Origin of the sequence: Pseudomonas sputi, assembly GCF_021603585.1 — a bacterium.
Classification (GTDB): domain Bacteria; phylum Pseudomonadota; class Gammaproteobacteria; order Pseudomonadales; family Pseudomonadaceae; genus Aquipseudomonas; species Aquipseudomonas sputi.
The window spans coordinates 22,870-43,938 of record NZ_BQHI01000032.1 but is presented as its reverse complement, the minus strand read 5'-3'; the positions used below and the strand labels follow the sequence as shown (position 1 = coordinate 43,938).

The window sequence follows — 21,069 nt, the reverse complement described above, 5'->3', positions numbered from 1 at the left end:
ATCATTGAACGATCAGCGTCCGTAGCGGGCAGGGCTTTTATGCGCAGGATCAAGGGTTTGAACCATGCGCGTTGGCGGCAGCGTTTGATCGTGGCACGATGTCGGGGTTATCGACCGAGACCCCAGACCATGCCGCAATCCCAAGCCAAGAATCTGTCCCTGATCGCCGCGATCGACCTGGGCTCCAACAGCTTTCATATGGTCGTGGCCAAGGCCCAGAACGGCGAAATCCGTATTCTCGAACGGCTCGGAGAAAAGGTTCAGCTGGCCGCCGGCATCGACGATGAGCGTCAGCTCAACGAAGAATCCATGCAGCGCGGGCTCGACTGCCTCAAGCGCTTTGCCCAACTGATCAACGGCATGCCGCTGGGCGCCGTGCGGATCGTCGGCACCAACGCTCTGCGCGAGGCGCGCAACCGTGGCGAATTCATCCGCCGTGCCGAAGAAATCCTCGGCCATCCGGTGGAAGTCATCTCCGGCCGTGAAGAGGCGCGCCTGATCTACCTCGGCGTGTCCCACACCCTCGCCGACACCCCGGGCAAACGTCTGGTCGCCGACATCGGCGGCGGCAGTACCGAATTTATCATCGGCCAGCGTTTCGAACCGCTGCTGCGCGAAAGCCTGCAAATGGGTTGCGTGAGTTTCACCCAGCGCTATTTCAAGGACGGCAAGATCACCCCGGCCCGCTACGCCCAGGCGTACACGGCGGCGCGGCTGGAAATCATGAGCATCGAACACGCCCTGCACCGCCTGACCTGGGATGAAGCCATTGGCTCCTCAGGCACCATCCGCGCCATCGGCCTGGCGCTGAAGGCTGGCGGCCATGGCACCGGCGAAGTGAATGCTGAAGGTCTGGCGTGGCTCAAGCGCCGCCTGTTCAAACTCGGCGATGTCGACAAGATCGATTTCGAAGGCATCAAGCCGGATCGCCGAGCGATCTTCCCGGCGGGCCTGGCGATTCTCGAAGCGATCTTCGACGCCCTAGAACTGCAACGCATGGATCACTGCGAAGGCGCCCTGCGTGAAGGCGTGCTGTATGACCTGCTGGGTCGCCATCACCACGAAGACGTGCGCGAACGCACCCTGACCTCGCTCATGGAGCGCTACCACGTCGACCTGGAACAGGCCGCACGGGTTGAGCGCAAAGCCTTGCACGCGTTCGATCAAGTGGCAGAGGACTGGGAGCTGGAAGACGGCATCTGGCGCGAACTGCTGGGCTGGGCGGCGAAAGTGCACGAAGTCGGGCTCGACATCGCGCACTATCACTACCACAAGCACGGCGCTTACCTGATCGAACACTCGGACCTCGCCGGGTTCTCCCGCGAAGACCAGCAAATGCTTGCCCTGCTGGTGCGCGGTCACCGCCGCAACATCCCCAAGGACAAGTTTGCCGAGTTCGGCGACGACGGCGCCAAATTGATCCGCCTGTGCGTGCTGCTGCGTTTCGCCATCCTGTTCCACCACATCCGTGGCACCCAGGCGATGCCGCAAGTGGCGCTGCATGCCAACGGCAACAACCTCGATGTGGAATTCCCGGAGAACTGGCTGGATGAAAACCAGCTGACCCAGGCGGATTTCGGGCTTGAGGCCGAGTGGCTGACGCGGGTGGGGATTGTCCTGACCGTGCATTGAGTAACGGGCAGGCGCAAAAAAGGCGATCCGGATGGATCGCCTTTTTTATTGTTTTGAGAGCTGCGGTCAGCTGCTGACCGGCAGAATCGGGCTGCCCAGCCGCTCCAGCAACGTCGCCTGCGCGCTGCGCGGGTTCTGGTTGCCGGTTGGCGTGTTGCGGATGTAGCGGCCGTCCGATTGCAGGCTCCAGCTGTGGGTGTTGTCGGTCAGGTACAGCTCCAGCTCTTTCTTGACCCGGGTCAGCAGCTTCTTGCCTTCCACCGGGAAACAGGTCTCGACGCGCTTGTCGAGGTTGCGCTCCATCCAGTCGGCGCTGGACAGGAACATCTGCTCCTCGCCACCGTTGAGGAAGTAGAACACCCGGGTGTGCTCGAGGAAGCGGCCGATGATCGAGCGCACGTGAATGTTGTGCGAAACCCCGGCGATGCCCGGACGCAGGCAGCACATGCCGCGCACCACCAGATCGATGCGCACGCCGGACTGGCTGGCCTTGTACAGCGCGCGGATGATCTTCGGATCGGTCAGCGAGTTGAACTTGGCGATGATGTGCGCAGGCTTGCCGTCGAGCGCGAATTGCGTCTCGCGGGTGATCATGTCGAGCATGCCCTTCTTCAGGGTGAACGGCGCATGCAGCAGCTTCTTCATGCGCAGCGTCTTGCCCATGCCGATCAACTGGCTGAACAGTTTGCCGACGTCTTCGCACAGGGCGTCGTCGGAAGTCAGCAGGCTGTAGTCGGTGTACAGACGGGCGTTGCCGGCGTGGTAGTTACCGGTACCGAGGTGCGCGTAACGCACGATCTCGCCCTGCTCGCGACGCAGGATCAACATCATCTTGGCGTGGGTCTTGAAGCCGACCACGCCGTAGATCACCACCGCACCGGCCGCCTGCAGACGGCTGGCCAGTTGCAGGTTGGATTCTTCGTCGAAGCGCGCACGCAGCTCGATGACGGCCGTCACTTCCTTGCCGTTACGCGCGGCGTCCACCAGCGCATCGACGATTTCCGAGTTGGCGCCGGAGCGGTACAGGGTCTGGCGCACGGCCAGAACATGCGGGTCCTTGGCGGCCTGGCGCAACAGGTCGACCACCGGGGTGAACGACTCGAACGGGTGCAGCAGCAGGATGTCCTGCTTGCTGACCACGCTGAAAATGTTCTCGCTGTTTTGCAGCAGTTTCGGGATCTGCGGCGTGAACGGCGTGTATTGCAGCTCCGGATGGCTGTCCAGACCGGTGATGCTGAACAGACGCGTCAGGTTCACCGGACCGTTGACCTGGTACAGCTCGGTCTCGCTCAGGTTGAACTGTTTGAGCAGGTAGTCCGACAGGTGTTTCGGGCAGGTATCGGCGACTTCCAGACGCACGGCGTCGCCGTAACGACGCGAGAACAGCTCGCCACGCAGGGCGCGGGCCAGGTCTTCGACGTCTTCGGAGTCGAGCGCAAGGTCGGCGTTGCGGGTCAGGCGGAACTGGTAGCAGCCCTTGACCTTCATGCCCTGGAACAGGTCATCGGCGTGGGCGTGGATCATCGACGACAGGAACACATAGTTGTCGCCAGGGCCGCCGACTTCTTCCGGCACCTTGATGATCCGCGGCAGCAGACGCGGCGCCGGGATGATCGCCAGACCGGAGTCACGACCGAAGGCGTCGATACCCTCGAGCTCGACGATGAAGTTCAGGCTCTTGTTCACCAGCAACGGGAACGGGTGCGTCGGGTCGAGGCCGATCGGGGTGATGATAGGCGCGATTTCGTCGCGGAAATAGCGGCGCACCCAGGTCTTGAGCTTGGTCGTCCAGTTGCGCCGACGGATGAAACGCACCTGATGCTTTTCCAGCTCCGGCAGCAGGATGTCGTTGAGGATTGCGTACTGACGGTCTACGTGACCGTGCACCAGCTCGCTGATGCGGGCCAGTGCCTGATGCGGTTGCAGACCATCGGCGCCGGCCTGTTCGCGGGCGAAGGTGATCTGCTTCTTGAGGCCGGCAACGCGGATTTCGAAGAATTCGTCGAGGTTGCTGGAGAAGATCAGCAGGAACTTCAGCCGCTCCAGCAACGGGTAGGACTCGTCCAGCGCCTGTTCCAGCACGCGGATGTTGAACTGCAGTTGCGACAATTCACGGTGGATGTACAGGCTGCTGTCATCCAGGCCGGGAATCACGATCGCCGGAACCGCCGCGGCAGGCTCGGTTGCCGGCGCGGGTGGCGCAGGCTCCAGTTCCGGCGGGGTTTCGGTGATCTGCTCGACCACCGGTTGAGCTTCTTTTACGGCAACTTCAGTGAGTCCTTCGGTATTCATCGAATGTTCCTGGGAGGGCTATTTCTGCTCTCGTAACAATTGAGCGGCACGGACAGCAAAGTAAGTCAGGATGCCATCAGCGCCGGCACGTTTAAAGGCGGTCAGGGATTCGAGGATCACGCCTTCGCTCAACCAGCCATTCTGGATCGCCGCCATGTGCATGGCGTATTCGCCGCTGACCTGATAGACGAAGGTCGGCACTTTGAAGGCATCTTTTACCCGGAACAAAATGTCCAGGTACGGCATGCCGGGCTTGACCATGACCATGTCCGCGCCTTCAGACAAGTCCGCGCCCACTTCGTGCAGCGCTTCATCGCTGTTGGCCGGGTCCATCTGATAAGAAGCCTTGTTCGCCTTGCCCAGGTTCGCGGCCGAACCCACGGCATCACGGAACGGGCCGTAATAGGCGCTCGCGTACTTGGCCGAGTAGGCCATGATCCGCACGTTGACGTGACCGGCCAGCTCCAGCGCTTCACGGATCGCCTGAATGCGGCCGTCCATCATGTCCGAAGGGGCTACCACCTGGGCGCCCGCAGCGGCGTGGGACAACGCCTGTTTGACCAGTGCATCGACGGTAATGTCGTTCTGCACGTAGCCCTCTTCGTCGAGAATGCCGTCCTGACCGTGTGTGGTGAACGGGTCGAGGGCGACATCGGTGATCACGCCCAGCTCCGGGAACCGGTCACGCAGGGCACGGGTGGCGCGCTGGGCGATACCTTCGGGATTCCACGCTTCGGCGGCATCGAGGGATTTGAGTTCAGGCGGGGTGACCGGGAACAGCGCCAGCGCCGGAATCCCCAGTTCGACCCATTTGGCAGCCTCTTCAAGCAGCAGGTCGATAGTCAGGCGCTCGACACCCGGCATCGAAGCCACCGCTTCGCGGCGGTTTTCACCGTCGAGCACAAATACCGGCAGGATCAGGTCATCGACCGTCAACACATTCTCACGCACCAGCCGCCGGGAAAAATCATCACGACGATTGCGACGCAGGCGGGTGGCAGGGAACAGACGGTTGGCTGGGGTAAAGCTCACGGCAGACTCCTGAGCCCGCGCAAACGGGCGAGCGTGACAGTTATAGATGGCCATTATGACGGTCGTATGACAGTTATGTGCACCCCTGCGACAGGCAGTCGCTTTCCATTGTCCGTGTAGGAAATCTTCACGTCGAGACACATTTCGACACTTTCCTGAATGTGTCCGAAGGGTTAGGCTGCGCGTTCATTTCGCCAGCACCCAGACAATGCTCCAACAATTTCTGCATGACTTCGGCTACTTTGCCCTGTTTCTCGGGACATTTTTCGAAGGCGAAACCATCCTGGTACTCGCGGGCTTCCTCGCGTTCCGTGAATACATGGACATCAAACTGGTGGTGGTCGTGGCATTCTTCGGCAGCTATGCCGGCGATCAGCTGTGGTACTTCCTGGGCCGCAAGCACGGACGCAAATTGCTGGCGCGCAAACCGCGCTGGCAGATGATGGGCGACCGCGCGCTGGAACACATCCGCAGGCACCCGGACATCTGGGTCCTGAGCTTTCGCTTCGTGTACGGCCTGCGCACGGTGATGCCGGTGGCAATCGGCCTGTCGGGCTATCCGCCAGGACGCTATCTGCTGCTCAACGGTATCGGCGCCGCGATCTGGGCCACCGCCCTGGCTGCTGCCGCCTACCATTTCGGCGCCGTGCTCGAAGGCATGCTCGGCAGCATCAAGAAATATGAGCTGTGGGTGCTGGGCGCGCTGCTGGTGCTCGGCCTGGGCCTGTGGCTGCGTCGCCGGTTCAAGAACGCCCGGCTGGCGAAAAAGGTCTACGAGGAAGAACAGGCCGAGCTACTGGCCAAGGCCGAACGGCACAAAGCCGAAATGACCAACGCCGCCGGCCCTAAGACGCCAGCCGAGTAAGTCGCTGGCGGCAGCCATACAGCCCGATGCCGCTGAGCAGGCTGTAAATGAGCAGGCCGACCCATATCCCCGGGCTGGCCGGCCAGAGCCCGAACTGCGGCGCCAGCCACACCAGCGGCAGGTTCGATGCCAGCCGCAACACTTCCAGCTTCGCCGCCCACGGGCGATTCTCCAGGGCCACGCCCAACACGAACAAACCGAACGCCACCGCGCCCCAGCCCAGCACCAATGCTCCGGTAGGCAGACTGTGTTCCAGATTCATCAGATAACTGCCCAGCGCCACATAGACGCCAAACTGCAACCCCACGTACCACTGCTGACGGCTGTCCAGCGGCACTTCGAATTTGCGGAACTGACTCAAGTCCCGCTTGCTCATCGGGTACTTCGCCGCGACGTCCGCCGGCCGCCAGCCGGTACGCATGAACCAGATCCGGATCTTGTCCCACGTACGCTCGGCCCGGCGCGCATCGTCCCACAGCTGCGCGTAGAACTGCAGGTTGGCCCACAACGGATTCCAGCTCGCCAATGGCGTGGTCACGCCGAAAATCACCGGCTCGTTGTCGTCCTCTTCCTGGAACGAGCCGAACAGACGGTCCCAAATAATGAACACCCCGCCATAGTTGCGATCCATGTAGAGAGCGTTCTGTGCATGGTGGGCCCGATGATTGGACGGCGTGACGAAGCACCACTCGAACCAGCCGAGCTTGGGAATGTGCCGGGTATGGACCCAGAACTGATACAGCAGATTCAGCGCCGCAACGCTGACGAACACCAGCAAAGGCACCCCGAACACGGCCATCGGCAGGTAGAAGATCCAGCTCAACAGAAACCCGGTGCTGGTCTGGCGCAAGGCCGTGGAAAGGTTGTAGTCCTCGCTCTGGTGATGCACCGAATGCGCCGCCCAGAGAATGTTCCGTTCATGGCCCAGGCGATGCAGCCAGTAATAGCAGAAGTCATAGAAGACAAAGGCAAACACCCAGACCCAGACACTGTCCGCCGACAACCTGACCAGCGCCAGATGCTCCAGGGCAAACGCATAGGTCACCAGGCCCACGCCCTTGGTCAACAGGCCGGTGGTGGTCGACAACACCCCGGTGCTGATGCTGTTCACCGCATCGGCCAGGCGATAGTTGCTCATCCCGCGCCAGCGGTCGGCGATGAGCTCCGCCGCAATCAACACGAAGAAAAACGGTACCGCATACAGGATGAAGTTCATGACGCGCCCTGGTCGGAATCTGTAGCACAGATCCTAGGTGTAGCCGCGGCTTGATCCTATGGCAACGAACGACAAATTAGAGGACATTTAACGCCATGAATCTGGAGAGAAACCCATGAGCAAAAAAGTTGCAGTGATCCTGTCCGGTTGCGGCGTGTACGACGGCGCCGAGATTCAGGAGAGCGTCATTACTCTGCTGCGCCTCGACCAGCGCGGTGCCCAGGTGCAGTGCTTCGCCCCGAACATCGCGCAATTGCATGTGATCAATCACCTGACCGGTGAAGAAATGCCCGAGTCGCGCAACGTGCTGGTGGAATCGGCTCGCATCGCCCGGGGCGACGTCAAGGATCTGCGCGAGGCCGATGTCGAGGACTTCGATGCGCTGATCGTGCCAGGCGGTTTCGGTGCGGCGAAGAACCTGTCGAATTTCGCCATCGAAGGCGCTGGCTGCACCGTGCAGCCGGAGGTGCTGGCGCTGGCCGAAGCCTTTGCCGAAGCGGGCAAGCCTGTTGGTTTGATCTGCATCTCGCCGGCGCTGGCCGCGAAAATCTACGGCCCCGGCGTGACCTGCACCATCGGCAACGACGCCGACACCGCCGCCGCCATGAACAAGATGGGCGCCACCCACGAAGACTGCGCGGTGACCGACATCATCGAAGACAAGGCGCGCAAACTGGTGACCACCCCGGCCTACATGCTGGCGCAGTCAATCAGCGAAGCGGCTTCGGGGATCAACAAACTGGTGGATCGGGTGCTCGAGCTGACTCACGAAAACGACGCCTGACCGGAGACCGTGATCGTTCCCACGCTCCGCGTGGGAACGATCAACGGGTGACGATCAAACCTGACGCGCCAGGCGCGTCAGGATCCGGTCCAGCGCATTGGCGAACGCCTGCTTCTCGCGCTCACCGAACGGCGCCGGGCCGCCACTGACCTGGCCCTGCTCGCGCAGGTCGGTAAACAGGTTGCGTGTCGCCAGCCGCTCACCCATGTTCTGCGCGTCGAACTCCTTGCCTCGCGGATCCAGCGCCGCCACCCCCTTTTTCACCAGCCGGTCGGCCAGCGGAATGTCGCTGCAGATCACCAGTTCGCCCGGCACCGCGTGTTCCACCAGATAATCATCCGCCGCATCCGGGCCGCTCGGCACCACGATCAGCTTGACGATCGCCAGCGCCGGTTTGCTCTGCGGCTGCCCCGCCACCAGCACCACTTCGAAGCGGCGCTTGAGGGCGAACTTGACTACCAGCTCCTTGGCCATTTTCGGGCAGGCGTCGGCATCGATCCATACGCGCATCATGATTTCCTCAATCCAAAAACATCGCGGCCAAGCCACGCTCGCACAAGGTCATACACAATCCCTGTGGGAGCGGGCTTGCCCGCGGAGTGAGCGCAGCGAATGCTGTTCAAGCAGCCATGCGGCGCTTTTCAGCCACCCAACTGCGGCCATAAAGCACGATGATCGCCACAATCGCCACGGCCTGCGCCGTCAGCGAATAGGCGTCGGCATGAATCCCCAACCAGTCGAAATCGAAGAACGCCACCGGCCGCGTGCCAAAGACCCCGGCTTCCTGCAACGCCTTCACGCCGTGACCGGCGAATACCACCGACAACGCGCAGAGCAGCGCCGCGTTGATGCTGAAGAACAGCGCCAGCGGCAGTTTCGCCGAACCGCGCAGGATCACCCACGCCAGACCGAACAGCAGCACCAGCGCCGTCGCACCGCCAGCGAGTACCGCGTTATGCCCGGCGGGACCGGCCTGCAGCCACAGGGTTTCGTAGAACAGGATCACTTCGAACAGCTCGCGATACACCGAGAAGAACGCCAGGATCGCGAAACCGAAACGCCCGCCTCCGCCAACCAGACTCTGCTTGATGTAATCCTGCCAGGCCGCCGCGTGCCGACGGTCGTGCATCCACACCCCGAGCCACAGCACCATGACGCTGGCGAACAGCGCCGTGGCGCCCTCGAGCAGTTCACGCTGGGAGCCGCTGACATCGATCACGTACGCCGCCAGCGCCCAGGTCCCGAGGCCGGCGAGCAGCGCCAGCCCCCAGCCGACGTTGACGCTGCGCACCGCCGATTGCTGGCCGGTGTTGCGCAGGAACGCGAGGATCGCCGCCAACACCAGAATCGCCTCCAGACCTTCGCGCAGCAGAATCAACAGCCCGGAGATGTAGCTCAGCGACCAGCTCAGACCGTCGCTGCCCAACAGGCCGGCGGATTCCTTGAGTTTGGCCTTGGCCGCGTCGAGACGCTGCTCGGCCTGCTCCACCGGCAAGCCGTCCTGCAGCGCTTGCCGATAGGCCATCAGGGATTTTTCGGTGTCCTTGCGTACGTTGGCGTCGACGTTGTCCAGCGAGCTTTCGACCAGTTCGAAGCCTTCCAGATACGCCGCCACCGACAGGTCATAGGCTTGATCGTGCTCACCGGCACGGTACGCCGCCAGGCTCTTGTCCAGGGTCGCGGCGGTGTAATCGAGCAATTGCGCCGGGCCGCGCTTGACCTGCGGCGGCTGCGCCCGTTGCGCCCGGAAGATCGCGGCGGCTTGGGCGCCCTCGGCAGCCTGCACTTCGGCCGGGGTCTGGCGGGCCAGATCGGCGATGTTGTAGGTCTTGTCGGATTTGGCCGTGGCCGGATCGGCGCTGAACTGCGCGATGTAGGTCGCCAGATCCCAGCGCTGACGGTCGTCCAGTTGATCGGCAAAGGCCGGCATGTCCGTGCCTTCGACGCCCTGGCCGAGGGTGCTGTAGATCGCGTACAGGCTCAGGTGATCCATCCGCGCCGCGTCGCGCAGATTGGCCGGCGCCGGCGTCATGCCGAGACCCGCCGGGCCGTCGCCGGCACCCGTGTCGCCGTGGCACACCGAGCAGTTTTGCGCATACAGCGGCGCACCACGGGCAGGGTCGGGGGTGATGATCGGGGCCTGACTGACTTCATAAGCCACCGCCAGTTTCGCCCCCAGTTGCCGGGCCTGACGGGCCACGTCCGCGCCATCCTGTTTCGCCGTGATCGCGGCGTGCAAGGCGCTGACACCCTGTTCCAGCGCCGCTTTCTCCGGTTTGGCCGGCAGGCCGGCGATCAGCCCTTGCAGCACCTGGGTGAATTCCAGTTGCTCACGATATTCGCCGTCGTCGATAACCTTGCCGGCCTCGACCGTCGGCGGGTAATCGGCGCTGATGTAATCGAGCAGGTGCAGCGCTTGTGGCGCGCCTTCCACGGTGTCGGCCAGCAGATTGAAGCTGCCCAGGGCGCACAGCGGAAACGCCAGCCAGGCCAGAAATCGGGACGCGGCAGTCATGAATGAGTCTCAAGTGGAAATGCGAAGTTACATATTGTTCACTTCGAGCGCGATTCCCTCAAGCTTTCTCTCCAATACCCGGCACATGGCCACTGCCCACCCCTATAATCCTTCACCTTTCGCCTCTCTGCTCCAGGAAGAGCTGCACTCCATGCGCCAACGCCTGCTACTCCCGGTATTAATCAGCACGATCCTGCAACTGAGCGGCTGCGCGGCTTACCGCAATTACGACCTGGAAATGCAGCAAACCAACGACCGGCTGATGCTCGGCGACTATCAGGGCGCCCTGGATGTGCTGGAGTGGCACAACCCGTGGGAAGACAAGGACCTGCTCTACTACTTCGAGAAGGGTTCGATTCTCAGCTTCGCCAACGCACGCCCGCAGAGCCAGAAAGCCTGGCGCAGCGCAGACCGGATGGTGTTCCAGCGCGAAGAAGCCGTGCCTTCCGCCCCCATGAAGCTGCTCAACCGGTTTGCCTATGAAATGGGCACCATGCTGGTCAACGACAAGCTCAGCCGCTACGAAGGCTACGACTACGAAAAGGTCATGCTGACTACGCAGATGGCCCTCAACCAATTGGGCGAAAGTGATTTCGACGGCGCACGGGCAGACATCAAGAAGACCCACGAACGTGAAGCACTGATCGCCCGCCAGCGGGAGCGCCAGTATGAAGAGCTCGAGGAACAGGCCAAAGGTCAAGGCATCGTCGTGCAATACAAGGATCTGCAGGGCTATCCCGTCACCACCCTGGACGCGCCAGCGGTGATTGAACTGAAGAACGGCTACCAGAGTGCTTTCAGCCATTACCTGGCCGGTTTCACCTATGAAGCGCTGGGCGAACGCGGCCTGGCCGCGCCGGGTTATCGCCAGGCGATCGAGTTGCGCCCGAACACACCCTTCCTCGAACAGGCGCTGCGCAATCTCGACCAGCCGCCGCCCAAGGCCGATGAGAGCGACGTGCTGATCGTCGTTCAGAGTGGCCTGGCACCTGCCCGCAGTTCGGTGAGCGTGCCGATCCCGGTGCGGCTCAATGAAAATCTGGTCATCACTGCACCGATCTCGTTTCCCATTCTGGTGCCGGACACCGTCACACCAGCGTTCGACCACATCCTGGTGGATGGCCGCAAACGACCGCTGACCGTGATCAACAGCGTCACCGACATGGCGTTTCGTACGCTGCGCGATGACATGCCGGCGATCATTTCCCGGGCGATGTTCCGCGCCAACATGGCCGCCATTGCCCAGGCCCAGGAAAACGAACGCAATCCGGCCAAGGCCTCATTAGTTGTCACCGAGCACGACCCTTTTGAGGAGGCCGACACCAGAACCTGGCGCACGCTTCCCGACAAGACATTGGTGGCACGCATACGGCTGAAGAAAGGCGATCATCAATTCAATGCGCCCAATGCACCCGGAGCGTCATCGGTCACCCTGCGCATCGATCGCGAACACCAGTTGGTCAACCTGCGAGTTCTGAGAGATATCGCCAACGTAATCGGCGATGCCAGACTGCCGGATAAGTAATGGCACCCAACTAACCAGTGCAATTAAAAAGCTATTACATAGCCAGCATCGCCCGCTTATAATGCCGCGCCCGCGCTATCGCGATGCGGCATTAAAGCTCCTCTTTTTATGAGGAATTGGCAGGAGGCCAGCGCCACTGCCGATCGGTCCCAGCAGCCCGACCCGCACCCGAGGCTGTCGCTACTCATGGAAGAAGTACCCCATGGCATTTCGCGCCCCCACCCTGATTGCGCTCAGCGCTGTCACCCTGCTGTCCGGCTGTTCGGCGTTTCGCAACTACGATTCCGAACTGGCCCAGACCAACCAGCAACTGGCCACCGGCAACGTCGACGCCGCCCTGACCTTGCTGGAAAAGAACAACACCGGCCCGGACAAGGACCTGCTCTATTACTTCGAGAAGGGTGAACTGCTGCGCGCCAAGGGCGACCTGTCCGGCAGCCAGAATGCCTGGACCAGCGCCGACCAGGTGGTGGGCAAGTGGGAAGATTCGGTCAAGCTCGACACCGACAAGTACCTGGCTCAGTTCGGCAGCTTCCTGGTCAACGACAAGGTGCGCCGCTACGAAGGCTACGACTACGAAAAGGTCATGCTGACCACGCAGATGGCCCTGAACCTGCTGGCGGTCAATGATTTCGACGGCGCCCGTACCGCGATCAAGAAGACTCACGAACGTGAAGCGGTGATCGCCGACCTGCGCGACAAGGAATACCTCAAGAGCGAAGAGGAAGCCGAGAAAGAAGGCATCAAGACCCAATACAAGGACTTGCAGGGCTACCCGGTCGCCAGCCTCGACGCACCGGAAGTGGTCGGCCTGAAAAACAGCTACCAGAGCGCGTTCAGCCATTACCTGGCCGGTTTCGTCTATGAAGCCCTGGGCGAAAAAGACCTCGCTGCGCCGGGCTATCGCAAGGCTGCCGAACTGCGCCCGAACACGCCGCTGCTGGAGCAGGCGCTGGTCAACCTCGACAAACCGGTCAAGAGCGATGACAGCGACATCCTGATCGTGGTGCAAAGCGGTCTGGCGCCGGCCCGCGATTCGATCCGCGTGCCGTTGCCGCTGCCAATCTCCAACAACGTAGTGATTACTCCGCTGTCGTTCCCGATCATCAAGCCTGACACCTCCACCGCGACGTTCGCGCAGATAGGCGTCGATGGCCAACAGGTCGACCTGACCGCACTGAACAGCACCACCGCCATGTCCCGTCGCGCCCTGCGCGATGACATGCCGGGGATCATCCTGCGCACCACCGTGCGCGCGATCACCAAAGGTGTGGCGCAGAAGAAGATCAACGAAACCAACCCGCTGGCGGGTCTGGCGGTGGGTATTTCTTCAGCTGTGCTCGAAGGTGCCGATACCCGTACGTGGCGCACCCTGCCGGACACCACACAAGTGGTCCGTCTGCGCTTGAAGAAAGGTGAGCACCAAGTCACTCTGCCGAGCGCCGTCGGTGGCTCTCAGGTCAAGGTCACCGTCGATCAGCGTTATCAGGTGATCACCCTGCGCGCCGTCGGCAATCAGGTGTTCGCCGCAGGCCTCGCCGCCCACGTCACCCCGAGCGCTGGCGCCACCGCCGTGGCCAGCCTCAAACAACCTTAAGAACGGAGTCTTTGCATGCGCTTCAAACTCATCGCCGTCGCCGCCCTCGCCCTGCTGGCGAGCGGCTGCGCCACCCCGCCACCACCGGAGCCGGGCAGTGCCGCGAGCAAGGTCGTGGCCATGGGCCCGCAGAAACACATCGTGGTCGGCGCGATGCGCGTGGCCCGCGAAAACGGTTTCATGACCGTCAACGTGCAGTTGAGCAACACCCTCAACAGCAACAAGACGTTCTACTACCGCTTCGCCTGGCTCGGGCCGGAAGGTTTCCCGATCGCCGAAGAAGAAGTCTGGAAGAGCCAGATGATGTACGGCGCCCAGACCAGCTTCATCCAGGGCATCGCCCCGACACCCAAAGCCGTGGACTTCCGTCTGGAACTCAAGACGCCTTAAGCCCGACACCCCATTCCCGATTCAGAGAGCATTCCCATGTTTGCACGCTTTTCCTTCATCGCCGTCCTCGCCCTGCTGGCCAGCGGTTGCGCCAACACTTCGCCGACCCTGGGCAGCAAGAACATCAGCTACGGCGACACCAAGGCCGTTGAAACCGTGACCAACGAATTCGGCTCCACCGACCTGCAGATGATCGCCGAGTCGATGACCCGTTCCCTGGCCCAGTCCGGCATTCTGCAGGGTCGCCCTGTGGTGCAGGTCTACGACGTGAAGAACAAGACCAGCGAATACATCGACACCCGCGAAATCACCACCAGCATCAAGACCCAGCTGATGAAGTCCGGCACCGCCCGTTTCGCCAGCGACAACACCGCGATGCAGAGCCAGGTCGACCAACTCAAGCTGCAAAACCAGAGCGGCCTGTACAAGAAGAGCACCGTGGCCAAGACTGGCAACATGATCGCCGCCAAATACCGTCTTGAAGGCTCGATCAGCTCGATCGTCAAGCGCAGCAGCGACTACAAGGACGTCTTCTACAAGTTCAGCCTGCAACTGATCGACGTTGAAAGCGGTCTGGCCGAGTGGATGGACGAAAAAGAGATCCGCAAAACCACGGAGCGTTAATCGATGCGCACATGGATTGGCATGATGGCCCTGGCTTGCGCGTTCAGCGTGCAGGCGGCCCCGAAAGTCGCGGTGACGGATCTGGCGTACCAGGAACGGGTGGAGCAATACATCCACATCGTTTCGTCGAAGAGCAATTACCGCGAGGGCTATTACAGCGCCAGCGGTTCTTCGAGCTACAACGAGTTCGAAGCCAACACCAGCTACATCGAGCAGGCCGAGCTGCGTAAATTCACTGGCGATATCAAGGGTGAAATCCTGCGCACCGGGATGTTCCAGCTGGTGCAGGGCACCCCGTACACCGCCTCGTCCAAGGGTGACATCTACGATGTGATCAAGCGGATCAAGGCCGGCAACTTCAAGGGCGCCGACTACGTGCTGTTCGGCACCGTGTCGGACATCGACTTCACCCAGGACGTCAACGAGCTGGCGAACACCGACAGCTATTCCGCCGTGCTGGGCCTGACGCTGGTGGCCGACTTCAGCCTGATCAACACCAAGACCTACGAAATCACTTCGGCCTTTACGGCGATGGGTGAAGCGCAGGACACGAAACTGGTGAACCACCGCGATATCAAGATTTCGCTGAACCGCCCACGGGTGGTGCGCGACGTCTCGAAGGCGCTGGGCGAAGACGTGGCCGGACAGCTGAGCATGCAGCTCGGCGGTGGCGGTTATGAGCAGCCGCGCGAGCCGCAGCAACGCAATAATCTGCCGCGTGATACGGCGCCGGTGATTCTGCGCTGATCGACCGCCGGAAACGAAAAAGGCGACCTGCAAAGGTCGCCTTTTTTAATGCCTGTACGCTTTACGCGGCCGCTTTGCGCAGTGTGGCCATGAACGCCGCCGCGCCAATGAACAGGCCGGCAAACGTGCGGTTCATGCGTCGCTGCTGGGTCGGGGTACGCAACAGGCGCAATACCTTCGACGCCAGACCGGTGTAGCCGGCCATGACAATCAGGTCGACCGCGATCATGGTCACGCCGATCACCACATACTGGATCAGCAGTGGTGCATGCGGATTGATGAACTGCGGCAGCACCGCGAGCATGAACACCAGAGCCTTGGGGTTGCTGATGTTCACCAGAAAACCACGGAACACCAGCGCCAGCGGCTTGCCGATCGGCCGAACCGCCGCGTCGTCACTCATGTCCATCGGCAGGGCGCGCCACTGCTTGATCGCCAGATAAACCAGATAGGCAACACCGAACCATTTGATCGCGTGAAAGGCCGTGGCCGAGGCGGTGAGGATCGCGCCGACACCGGCACCCACGATGGCAATCTGCACAGCCAGGCCGATCTGCAGGCCCAGGGCATTCCAGTAGCCGCGCCAGAAACCGTATTGCAGGCCGCTGGACATCGACGCAATGGCGCCGGCACCCGGAGAAAGACTGATCACCCAGCAGGCGGCAAAAAACGCCAGCCATGTTTGAAGCTCCATCGCACACCTCGACTCGGACTCGTGACAATCCTCAAAGCTAATGCGGATTTGGCTGGATGACTACCGATTTTTTGCAGGATGTTGCGGCCGCCGACCAACGCAGCCGGCGTCCGGTCACTTTTCGAAACCGCTGGAAGGGAAGACATCCGTGCCGCGCCAGCGTCGCACCGAACGCTGGAAGAACAGGCTGTTGGGCACTTGCACCATGGCGCTCCCGGTGCCGAGCTCTTCGGCTTCGATCAACGTGGTGTAGAGCAGATTGATCGCCACCACCCGACCTTTGACGCCCGGTTTGTCGGTGGTGTCCACCAATTCGACCACGTCGCCGAGACGGAACGGGCCGACGGTGAAAATCAGAATCGCGCAGAGCAGGTTCGACAGCACACTCCACATGGCGAAGAACGCGACCGCCGCCACCGCGACGAAGCCCGACAGCGCAGTCCAGAGCACCGTGGCCGAGACCCCGAGGCGTTCCAGCACGAAGATCAGCGCACTGCCCATGATCAGCCAGCGCAGACCGCCGCGCAGCGGCATCAGCAGCTGCGGCGGCAACGGATACTTTTCGCCCAGGCCGGTCAGGAACCGGGCGACGACGCGCTGAGCGACGTAGCCGGCCAGCAGAATCAGCAGAATCTGCACGCCGAGCCAGATCGGCTCGACCCACATCGCCGGCAATGGAAGTCTGAAGGCTTCCATCAGGACAACGCCTCCAGCTCCGCCTGCATGCTTTCCAGCGTTTCCAGAGCTTGCATCCACGCTTCTTCAAGCTCGCCTTCGCGGACTTTCAGCCTGGCCTGCTCGGCCAGCAGGTCACGCAGTTCGTTCTTGCGCGCCGGGTCGTAGAGGTCGCTGTCGCCAAGACTGGCATCGACCTTGGCCAGTTTCTCGTGCAGCTTGCCGAGCTCGGCTTCGAGTTTATCGGCTTCGCGCTTGTGCGGTGCCAGCTGCTGACGCAACGCAGCGGCGGCCTGGCGCTGGGCCTTCTTGTCGGTCTTGTCCGGGTTGACCGGCGTGTTGCTGACCGGGGCGTTACGCTGACGGTACTCGACCAGCCAACGGGCGTAGTCTTCAAGGTCGCCATCGAACTCCTCGACCTTGCCATCCGCCACCAGGAAGAAGTTGTCGGTGGTGCTCTTGAGCAAATGCCGATCGTGGGAAACCACCAGCACCGCGCCGCTGAACTCCTGCAACGCCATGGTCAGCGCCAAACGCATTTCCAGGTCGAGGTGGTTGGTCGGTTCGTCGAGCAGCAACAGGTTCGGCCGTTCCCAGGCGATCAACGCCAGGGCCAGACGGGCCTTCTCGCCACCGGAGAAATTCAGCACCGGCTCGTCGATCCGCGCACCCCGGAAATCGAAACCACCAAGGAAGTCGCGCAGGGTCTGCTCGCGTTCGGTCGGCGCCAGACGCTGCAAATGCAGCAACGGGCTGGCCTTGGCGTCCAGCGAGTCGAGCTGATGCTGGGCGAAGTAACCGACCACGGTGTTTTCACCGCGAGTCAGACGTCCGGCCAGCGGTTCGAGCTCGCCGGCGAGGTTCTTGATCAGGGTCGACTTGCCCGCACCGTTGGGGCCAAGCAAGCCGATCCGCGCGCCGGGGGTCAGTTGCAGCTTGACCTTCTCCAGCACGGTTTTCTCGCCATAACCCAGACGTGCATCGGACAGGTCGATCAGCGGGCTGGAAATCTTGGTCGACTCGCGGAATACGAAGTCGAACGGCGAATCGACGTGGGCCGCCGACAGCTCCTCCATCCGCTCCAGCGCCTTGATCCGGCTCTGGGCCTGACGGGCCTTGGTGGCCTGGGCCTTGAACCGGGCGATGTAGCTTTCCATGTGCGCACGCTGCGCCTGCTGCTTCTCGTAGGCCTGTTGCTGCTGGGCCAGACGCTCGGCACGGGCGCGTTCGAACGCGGTGTAGCCGCCACGGTAGAGCGTCAGTTTGCGCTGATCGACGTGGGCCACGTGATCGACCACTTCATCGAGGAAATCCCGGTCGTGGGAAATCAGCAGCAAAGTGCCGGGGTAACTTTTCAGCCACTCTTCGAGCCAGATGATGGCGTCGAGGTCCAGGTGGTTGGTCGGTTCGTCGAGCAGCAGCAGGTCTGATGGGCACATCAAAGCCTGCGCAAGGTTCAGACGCATCCGCCAGCCACCGGAGAAATCTCCTACCTGACGATCCATCTGCTCGTTAGTGAAACCGAGACCGGCGAGCAGCTTGCGCGCCCGCGCATCGGCGGTGTAGCCATCGGCGCTGTCCAGTTCGGCGTGCAGGCGGGCCAGCGCGGTGCCGTCGTGGGCCTCTTCGGCCGCTGCAAGCTCACGCTGCACTTCGCGCAGACGCAGGTCGCCGTCGAGCACATAGTCAACCGCCAGGCGTTCGAGCGTGTCGACCTCCTGGCGCATGTGGGCGATACGCCAGTCGGCCGGCAGCAGGCTGTCGCCCGAGTCCGGGTGCAACTCACCGCGGAGCAGGGCGAACAGGCTGGATTTGCCGGCGCCGTTGGCACCGATGAGGCCGGCTTTGTGGCCGGCGTGCAGGGTCAGCTCGGCGTCTTCTAGCAGACGTTGCGGGCCACGCTGTAAAGTCAGGTTCTGAAGTCGGATCATAATGGCGGCGGAGTCTACCAGCTTCGTCCGCAACTGGCGCGAGTAGCACGATGTCCTCTGACCTGTGGAGCTTTGCCCTTGCCGTCTACGCCCGTCCCGGCGTGGAGGATGCCTGCCTGCGTCTGCAATCGACCGGGGCCAATGTATGCCTGATGCTGTGCGGTTTATGGCTGGAACAACGCGATGCCACCTGCAACGAGGCGCGAGCCCGGCAACTTGTTGAACTGACAGAGCCTTGGGACCGGGAGGTGGTGCAACCGTTGCGCACACTGCGCATGCAGTGGAAGGCGCTGGCCGAAACCGATCCGGTGCTCAAGGGAATGCGCGAGCAGATCAAGGGACTGGAACTGGAAGCGGAACGTGCGCTGCTGTCTCGACTTGAAGGAGTTGCGCAGGGCTGGAAGCGTCATTCGAAGGAGTCGAGTGACTGGCTGCAAGTGCTGGCCGGCCCGACGGCCAACCTGAACCGCGACGCGCTGCAAGTGCTGCGCGTCGCGGCGACCGGCGCTTAGGAAGCGCTGGACGGGTTGCTGGCGACGCTCGACACCGGCGCCGACGATGGCGTGGTTGCGGTGGTCGAGGTAGTGGCGGCGGGTGCTGGTGCAGCGGTCGCAGCCGGAGTTGCCGGTGCGGCAGGTTTGGCCGCAGGAGCAGCGGTCGGTTTTGCTGCCGCTGGTTTGGCGGCAGCAGGCTTGGCAGCGGCAGGTTTTTTTACCGCAGGTTTCGCTGCTGGCTTGGCGGCCGGTTTAGCGGTGGTCGTTGCAGGCTTGGCGGCGGCAGCCGGTTTGGCGGCGGGTTTGGCCGCAGCTTTTACCGCAGGCTTGGCCGCTGGTTTCGCTGCTGCTTTAGCAGCGGGTTTTGCCGCAACCGGTTTGGCAGCGGTTTTCGCCGCAGGCTTGGCAGCAGCTGTTTTGGCGGCTGGTTTAGCGGCGGCTTTAACGGCTGGTTTTGCTGCCGGCTTGGCGGCTGCTTTGGCAACTGGCTTGGCAGCAGGTTTCGCAGCGGCAGTACTCGCTGAAGCCGCTTTCGCAGCAGCAGTTCTCGCCGCAGGTTTGGCGGCTGGTTTTGCAGCAGCTGACTTGGCGGCAGCTGGTTTGGCTGCTGTGGTTTTGGCCGCAGGTTTAGCAGCGCTGGCGGCTGCGGGTTTCTTCGCGGCTGGTTTTGCAGCGGCTTTCACTGGCGCTTTTGCAGGGGCTTTTGCAGGAGCCTTGGCCGGTGCTTTTGCAGCAGGTTTGGCGGCTGCTTTTTTCTCAGGTGCCGCTGCCGGTTTGGCCGAACGCAGGGACAACGCCTTGCCGACGGCCTCTTGAACACGACCGACACCCTGAGCCAGTTTCAGGCTTTCCTGGGCATCGCGCTTGAGTTGCAGGATGTAGCTGCGGGTATCGGACTGACGTTCCTTCAGCGCATCGAGCAGGTCTTCGAGTTCCTTCACGGCAGCCTTGGCCTTGGTCTGCGCCTTGGCTTTACCGGCTGCTGCTGCGTCCTGCAATTTGGTGCGGGACTTGTGCAGTTTTTCTTGCGCCTTGCCGCGTTGCTTTTCCAGTTTGGCGAGCAGTTTTTCAGCATCAGCCAAGGCTTGGGAGCAAGCGTTTTCCAGATGCTCGAGCAGGCTGCCCGAGAGTTGTTGGAGTAAGTGCAACGGAGTGTTTACAGGCTTCTTGGTGGCCGACATGGTTTACCTCCTGGCTGACGTGAGTGCGGCTCATACTAGACCTCTGCTGCTACCGCCGCTAGGGCATGTTGACAGTATCGAAAGCACTCGGTTGCAGGCTTGCGTAAAACTTCTGCGCATTGGCAAAAGCAGTTCACCGTTGCAGACGTTCGCGCTGGCATAATCCACCGCAATTCAGGACGGAGAGTGCCCATGTCGCGCTACCTTTTTTTATCCCTCTGCATGATTTTTTCCGTGGCTCAGGCCGACGAAAAAACCACCTCGAATGATGCCCATGATCTGGCTTACAGCCTGGGCGCCAGCCTCGGTGAACGGCTCCGCCAGGAGGTGCCGCAGCTCCAGATCCAGGCGTTGATCGAAGGCCTGCAACAGGCCTATCAAGGCAAGCCGCTGGCACTGAGCGAAGCACGCATCGAGCAGATTCTGGCCGATCACGAATCGCAGACAGCCGAGCAGGCGGCGATGCCTTCGACTGAAGCCGCGATGGAAAACGAGCGACGTTTTCTCACCGCCGAAAAAGCCAGGCCGGGTGTGAAAGAGTTAGCCGACGGCATCCTGCTGACCGAGCTGACGCCGGGGAATGGCGCGAAGGCCGGTCCTGATGGAAAAGTGCAGGTGCTATACATCGGCCGGCTGCCGGATGGCTCCGTGTTCGATCAGAACAGCCAGCCGCAGTGGTTCAATCTCGACAGTGTGATCGCAGGCTGGCGCACCGCGCTGCAGAACATGCCGGTAGGCGCGAAGTGGCGCCTGGTGATCCCATCGGATCAGGCTTATGGCGCCGACGGGGCCGGCGACTTGATCGCGCCGTTCACGCCGCTGGTGTTCGAAGTGGAATTGCGCGGCGCGACCAGTTGATCGCCCAATAAAAAACG

The 21,069-nt window shown here is 62.0% G+C and carries 19 protein-coding genes; 10 read left to right on the top strand and 9 right to left on the bottom strand.

Annotated elements, in window-relative coordinates; genetic code table 11:
• The first annotated feature begins 129 nt into the window (after nt 1-129).
• Complete coding sequence (gene ppx, locus L6D81_RS26405) at nt 130-1,632, top strand: exopolyphosphatase (protein ID WP_236182554.1); 1,503 nt, start codon at nt 130-132, stop codon at nt 1,630-1,632.
• A gap of 66 nt (nt 1,633-1,698) precedes the next feature.
• Here ppx and ppk1 read toward each other — a convergent pair whose 3' ends face one another.
• Nucleotides 1,699-3,924 carry a polyphosphate kinase 1 gene (gene ppk1, locus L6D81_RS26400; RefSeq protein ID WP_236182553.1) on the bottom strand — a complete coding sequence of 742 codons (2,226 nt, stop codon included), beginning with the start codon at nt 3,922-3,924 and terminating at the stop codon, nt 1,699-1,701.
• Nucleotides 3,925-3,942: 18 nt separating this feature from the next.
• Nucleotides 3,943-4,956: a porphobilinogen synthase gene (hemB, locus tag L6D81_RS26395; protein ID WP_007951836.1), complete on the bottom strand. Its 1,014-nt coding sequence runs from the start codon at nt 4,954-4,956 to the stop codon at nt 3,943-3,945.
• 208 nt (nt 4,957-5,164) lie between these two features.
• Between hemB and L6D81_RS26390 the strand changes: the two genes are divergently transcribed.
• The gene (locus L6D81_RS26390) at nt 5,165-5,821 is read left to right on the top strand and encodes a DedA family protein (RefSeq protein WP_236182552.1); all 657 of its coding nucleotides are present in this window, start codon (nt 5,165-5,167) and stop codon (nt 5,819-5,821) included.
• Here L6D81_RS26390 and L6D81_RS26385 read toward each other — a convergent pair.
• A complete protein-coding gene (locus tag L6D81_RS26385) occupies nt 5,802-7,037 on the bottom strand; it encodes a sterol desaturase family protein (protein WP_236182551.1) in 1,236 nt (411 codons plus the stop codon). The genes L6D81_RS26390 and L6D81_RS26385 overlap by 20 nt on opposite strands.
• Nucleotides 7,038-7,152: 115 nt before the next feature.
• On the opposite strand from L6D81_RS26385, the gene elbB reads away from it, so the two are divergent.
• Nucleotides 7,153-7,821, top strand: a complete 669-nt coding sequence (gene elbB, locus L6D81_RS26380) for an isoprenoid biosynthesis glyoxalase ElbB (protein ID WP_236182550.1) — start codon at nt 7,153-7,155, stop codon at nt 7,819-7,821.
• A gap of 54 nt (nt 7,822-7,875) precedes the next feature.
• On the opposite strand, the gene L6D81_RS26375 is transcribed toward elbB, so the two are convergent.
• Both L6D81_RS26375 and L6D81_RS26370 read right to left on the bottom strand, forming a co-directional pair.
• Entirely contained in the window at nt 7,876-8,331 is a 456-nt protein-coding gene (locus tag L6D81_RS26375) for a YaiI/YqxD family protein (RefSeq protein ID WP_179693319.1), read from the bottom strand.
• Nucleotides 8,332-8,440: 109 nt separating this feature from the next.
• Nucleotides 8,441-10,336, bottom strand: a complete 1,896-nt coding sequence (locus tag L6D81_RS26370; RefSeq protein ID WP_236182549.1) for an FTR1 family protein — start codon at nt 10,334-10,336, stop codon at nt 8,441-8,443.
• Nucleotides 10,337-10,487: 151 nt separating this feature from the next.
• On the opposite strand from L6D81_RS26370, the gene L6D81_RS26365 reads away from it, so the two are divergent.
• The 5 genes from L6D81_RS26365 to L6D81_RS26345 all read left to right on the top strand — a co-directional run bounded on the left by L6D81_RS26365 (nt 10,488) and on the right by L6D81_RS26345 (nt 15,219).
• Nucleotides 10,488-11,861, top strand: a complete 1,374-nt coding sequence (locus L6D81_RS26365; protein WP_236182548.1) for a COG3014 family protein — start codon at nt 10,488-10,490, stop codon at nt 11,859-11,861.
• A gap of 202 nt (nt 11,862-12,063) precedes the next feature.
• Nucleotides 12,064-13,458 (top strand): COG3014 family protein, encoded by a 1,395-nt coding sequence (locus tag L6D81_RS26360; protein WP_236182547.1) that lies wholly within the window; start codon nt 12,064-12,066, stop codon nt 13,456-13,458.
• 15 nt (nt 13,459-13,473) lie between these two features.
• Entirely contained in the window at nt 13,474-13,848 is a 375-nt protein-coding gene (locus L6D81_RS26355; RefSeq protein ID WP_011336502.1) for a YcfL family putative periplasmic lipoprotein, read from the top strand.
• A 36-nt stretch (nt 13,849-13,884) separates the two neighbouring features.
• Nucleotides 13,885-14,472 (top strand): penicillin-binding protein activator LpoB, encoded by a 588-nt coding sequence (lpoB, locus tag L6D81_RS26350; RefSeq protein ID WP_007951848.1) that lies wholly within the window; start codon nt 13,885-13,887, stop codon nt 14,470-14,472.
• A gap of 3 nt (nt 14,473-14,475) precedes the next feature.
• Nucleotides 14,476-15,219 carry a penicillin-binding protein activator LpoB gene (locus tag L6D81_RS26345; RefSeq protein WP_236182546.1) on the top strand — a complete coding sequence of 248 codons (744 nt, stop codon included), beginning with the start codon at nt 14,476-14,478 and terminating at the stop codon, nt 15,217-15,219.
• 61 nt (nt 15,220-15,280) lie between these two features.
• Here L6D81_RS26345 and L6D81_RS26340 read toward each other — a convergent pair whose 3' ends face one another.
• From L6D81_RS26340 to L6D81_RS26330, 3 genes are all read right to left on the bottom strand, one after another.
• Nucleotides 15,281-15,913 (bottom strand): LysE family transporter, encoded by a 633-nt coding sequence (locus L6D81_RS26340; RefSeq protein ID WP_064600316.1) that lies wholly within the window; start codon nt 15,911-15,913, stop codon nt 15,281-15,283.
• Between the two features lie 114 nt (nt 15,914-16,027).
• The gene (locus L6D81_RS26335; RefSeq protein WP_236182545.1) at nt 16,028-16,609 is read right to left on the bottom strand and encodes a mechanosensitive ion channel family protein; all 582 of its coding nucleotides are present in this window, start codon (nt 16,607-16,609) and stop codon (nt 16,028-16,030) included.
• A complete protein-coding gene (locus tag L6D81_RS26330) occupies nt 16,609-18,519 on the bottom strand; it encodes an ATP-binding cassette domain-containing protein (protein ID WP_236182544.1) in 1,911 nt (636 codons plus the stop codon). Before L6D81_RS26330 ends, L6D81_RS26335 begins: the two co-directional genes overlap by 1 nt.
• A 50-nt stretch (nt 18,520-18,569) precedes the next feature.
• Here L6D81_RS26330 and L6D81_RS26325 point away from each other — a divergent pair, with 50 nt between their 5' ends.
• Nucleotides 18,570-19,031 carry a TIGR02444 family protein gene (locus L6D81_RS26325; RefSeq protein ID WP_236182543.1) on the top strand — a complete coding sequence of 154 codons (462 nt, stop codon included), beginning with the start codon at nt 18,570-18,572 and terminating at the stop codon, nt 19,029-19,031.
• On the opposite strand, the gene L6D81_RS26320 is transcribed toward L6D81_RS26325, so the two are convergent.
• On the bottom strand, nt 19,028-20,194 hold the full coding sequence (locus tag L6D81_RS26320; protein ID WP_236182542.1) for an AlgP family protein: 1,167 nt from the start codon (nt 20,192-20,194) through the stop codon (nt 19,028-19,030). The genes L6D81_RS26325 and L6D81_RS26320 overlap by 4 nt on opposite strands.
• A 192-nt stretch (nt 20,195-20,386) precedes the next feature.
• On the opposite strand from L6D81_RS26320, the gene L6D81_RS26315 reads away from it, so the two are divergent.
• Nucleotides 20,387-21,052 (top strand): FKBP-type peptidyl-prolyl cis-trans isomerase, encoded by a 666-nt coding sequence (locus L6D81_RS26315; RefSeq protein ID WP_236182541.1) that lies wholly within the window; start codon nt 20,387-20,389, stop codon nt 21,050-21,052.
• Nucleotides 21,053-21,069: the final 17 nt, after the last annotated feature.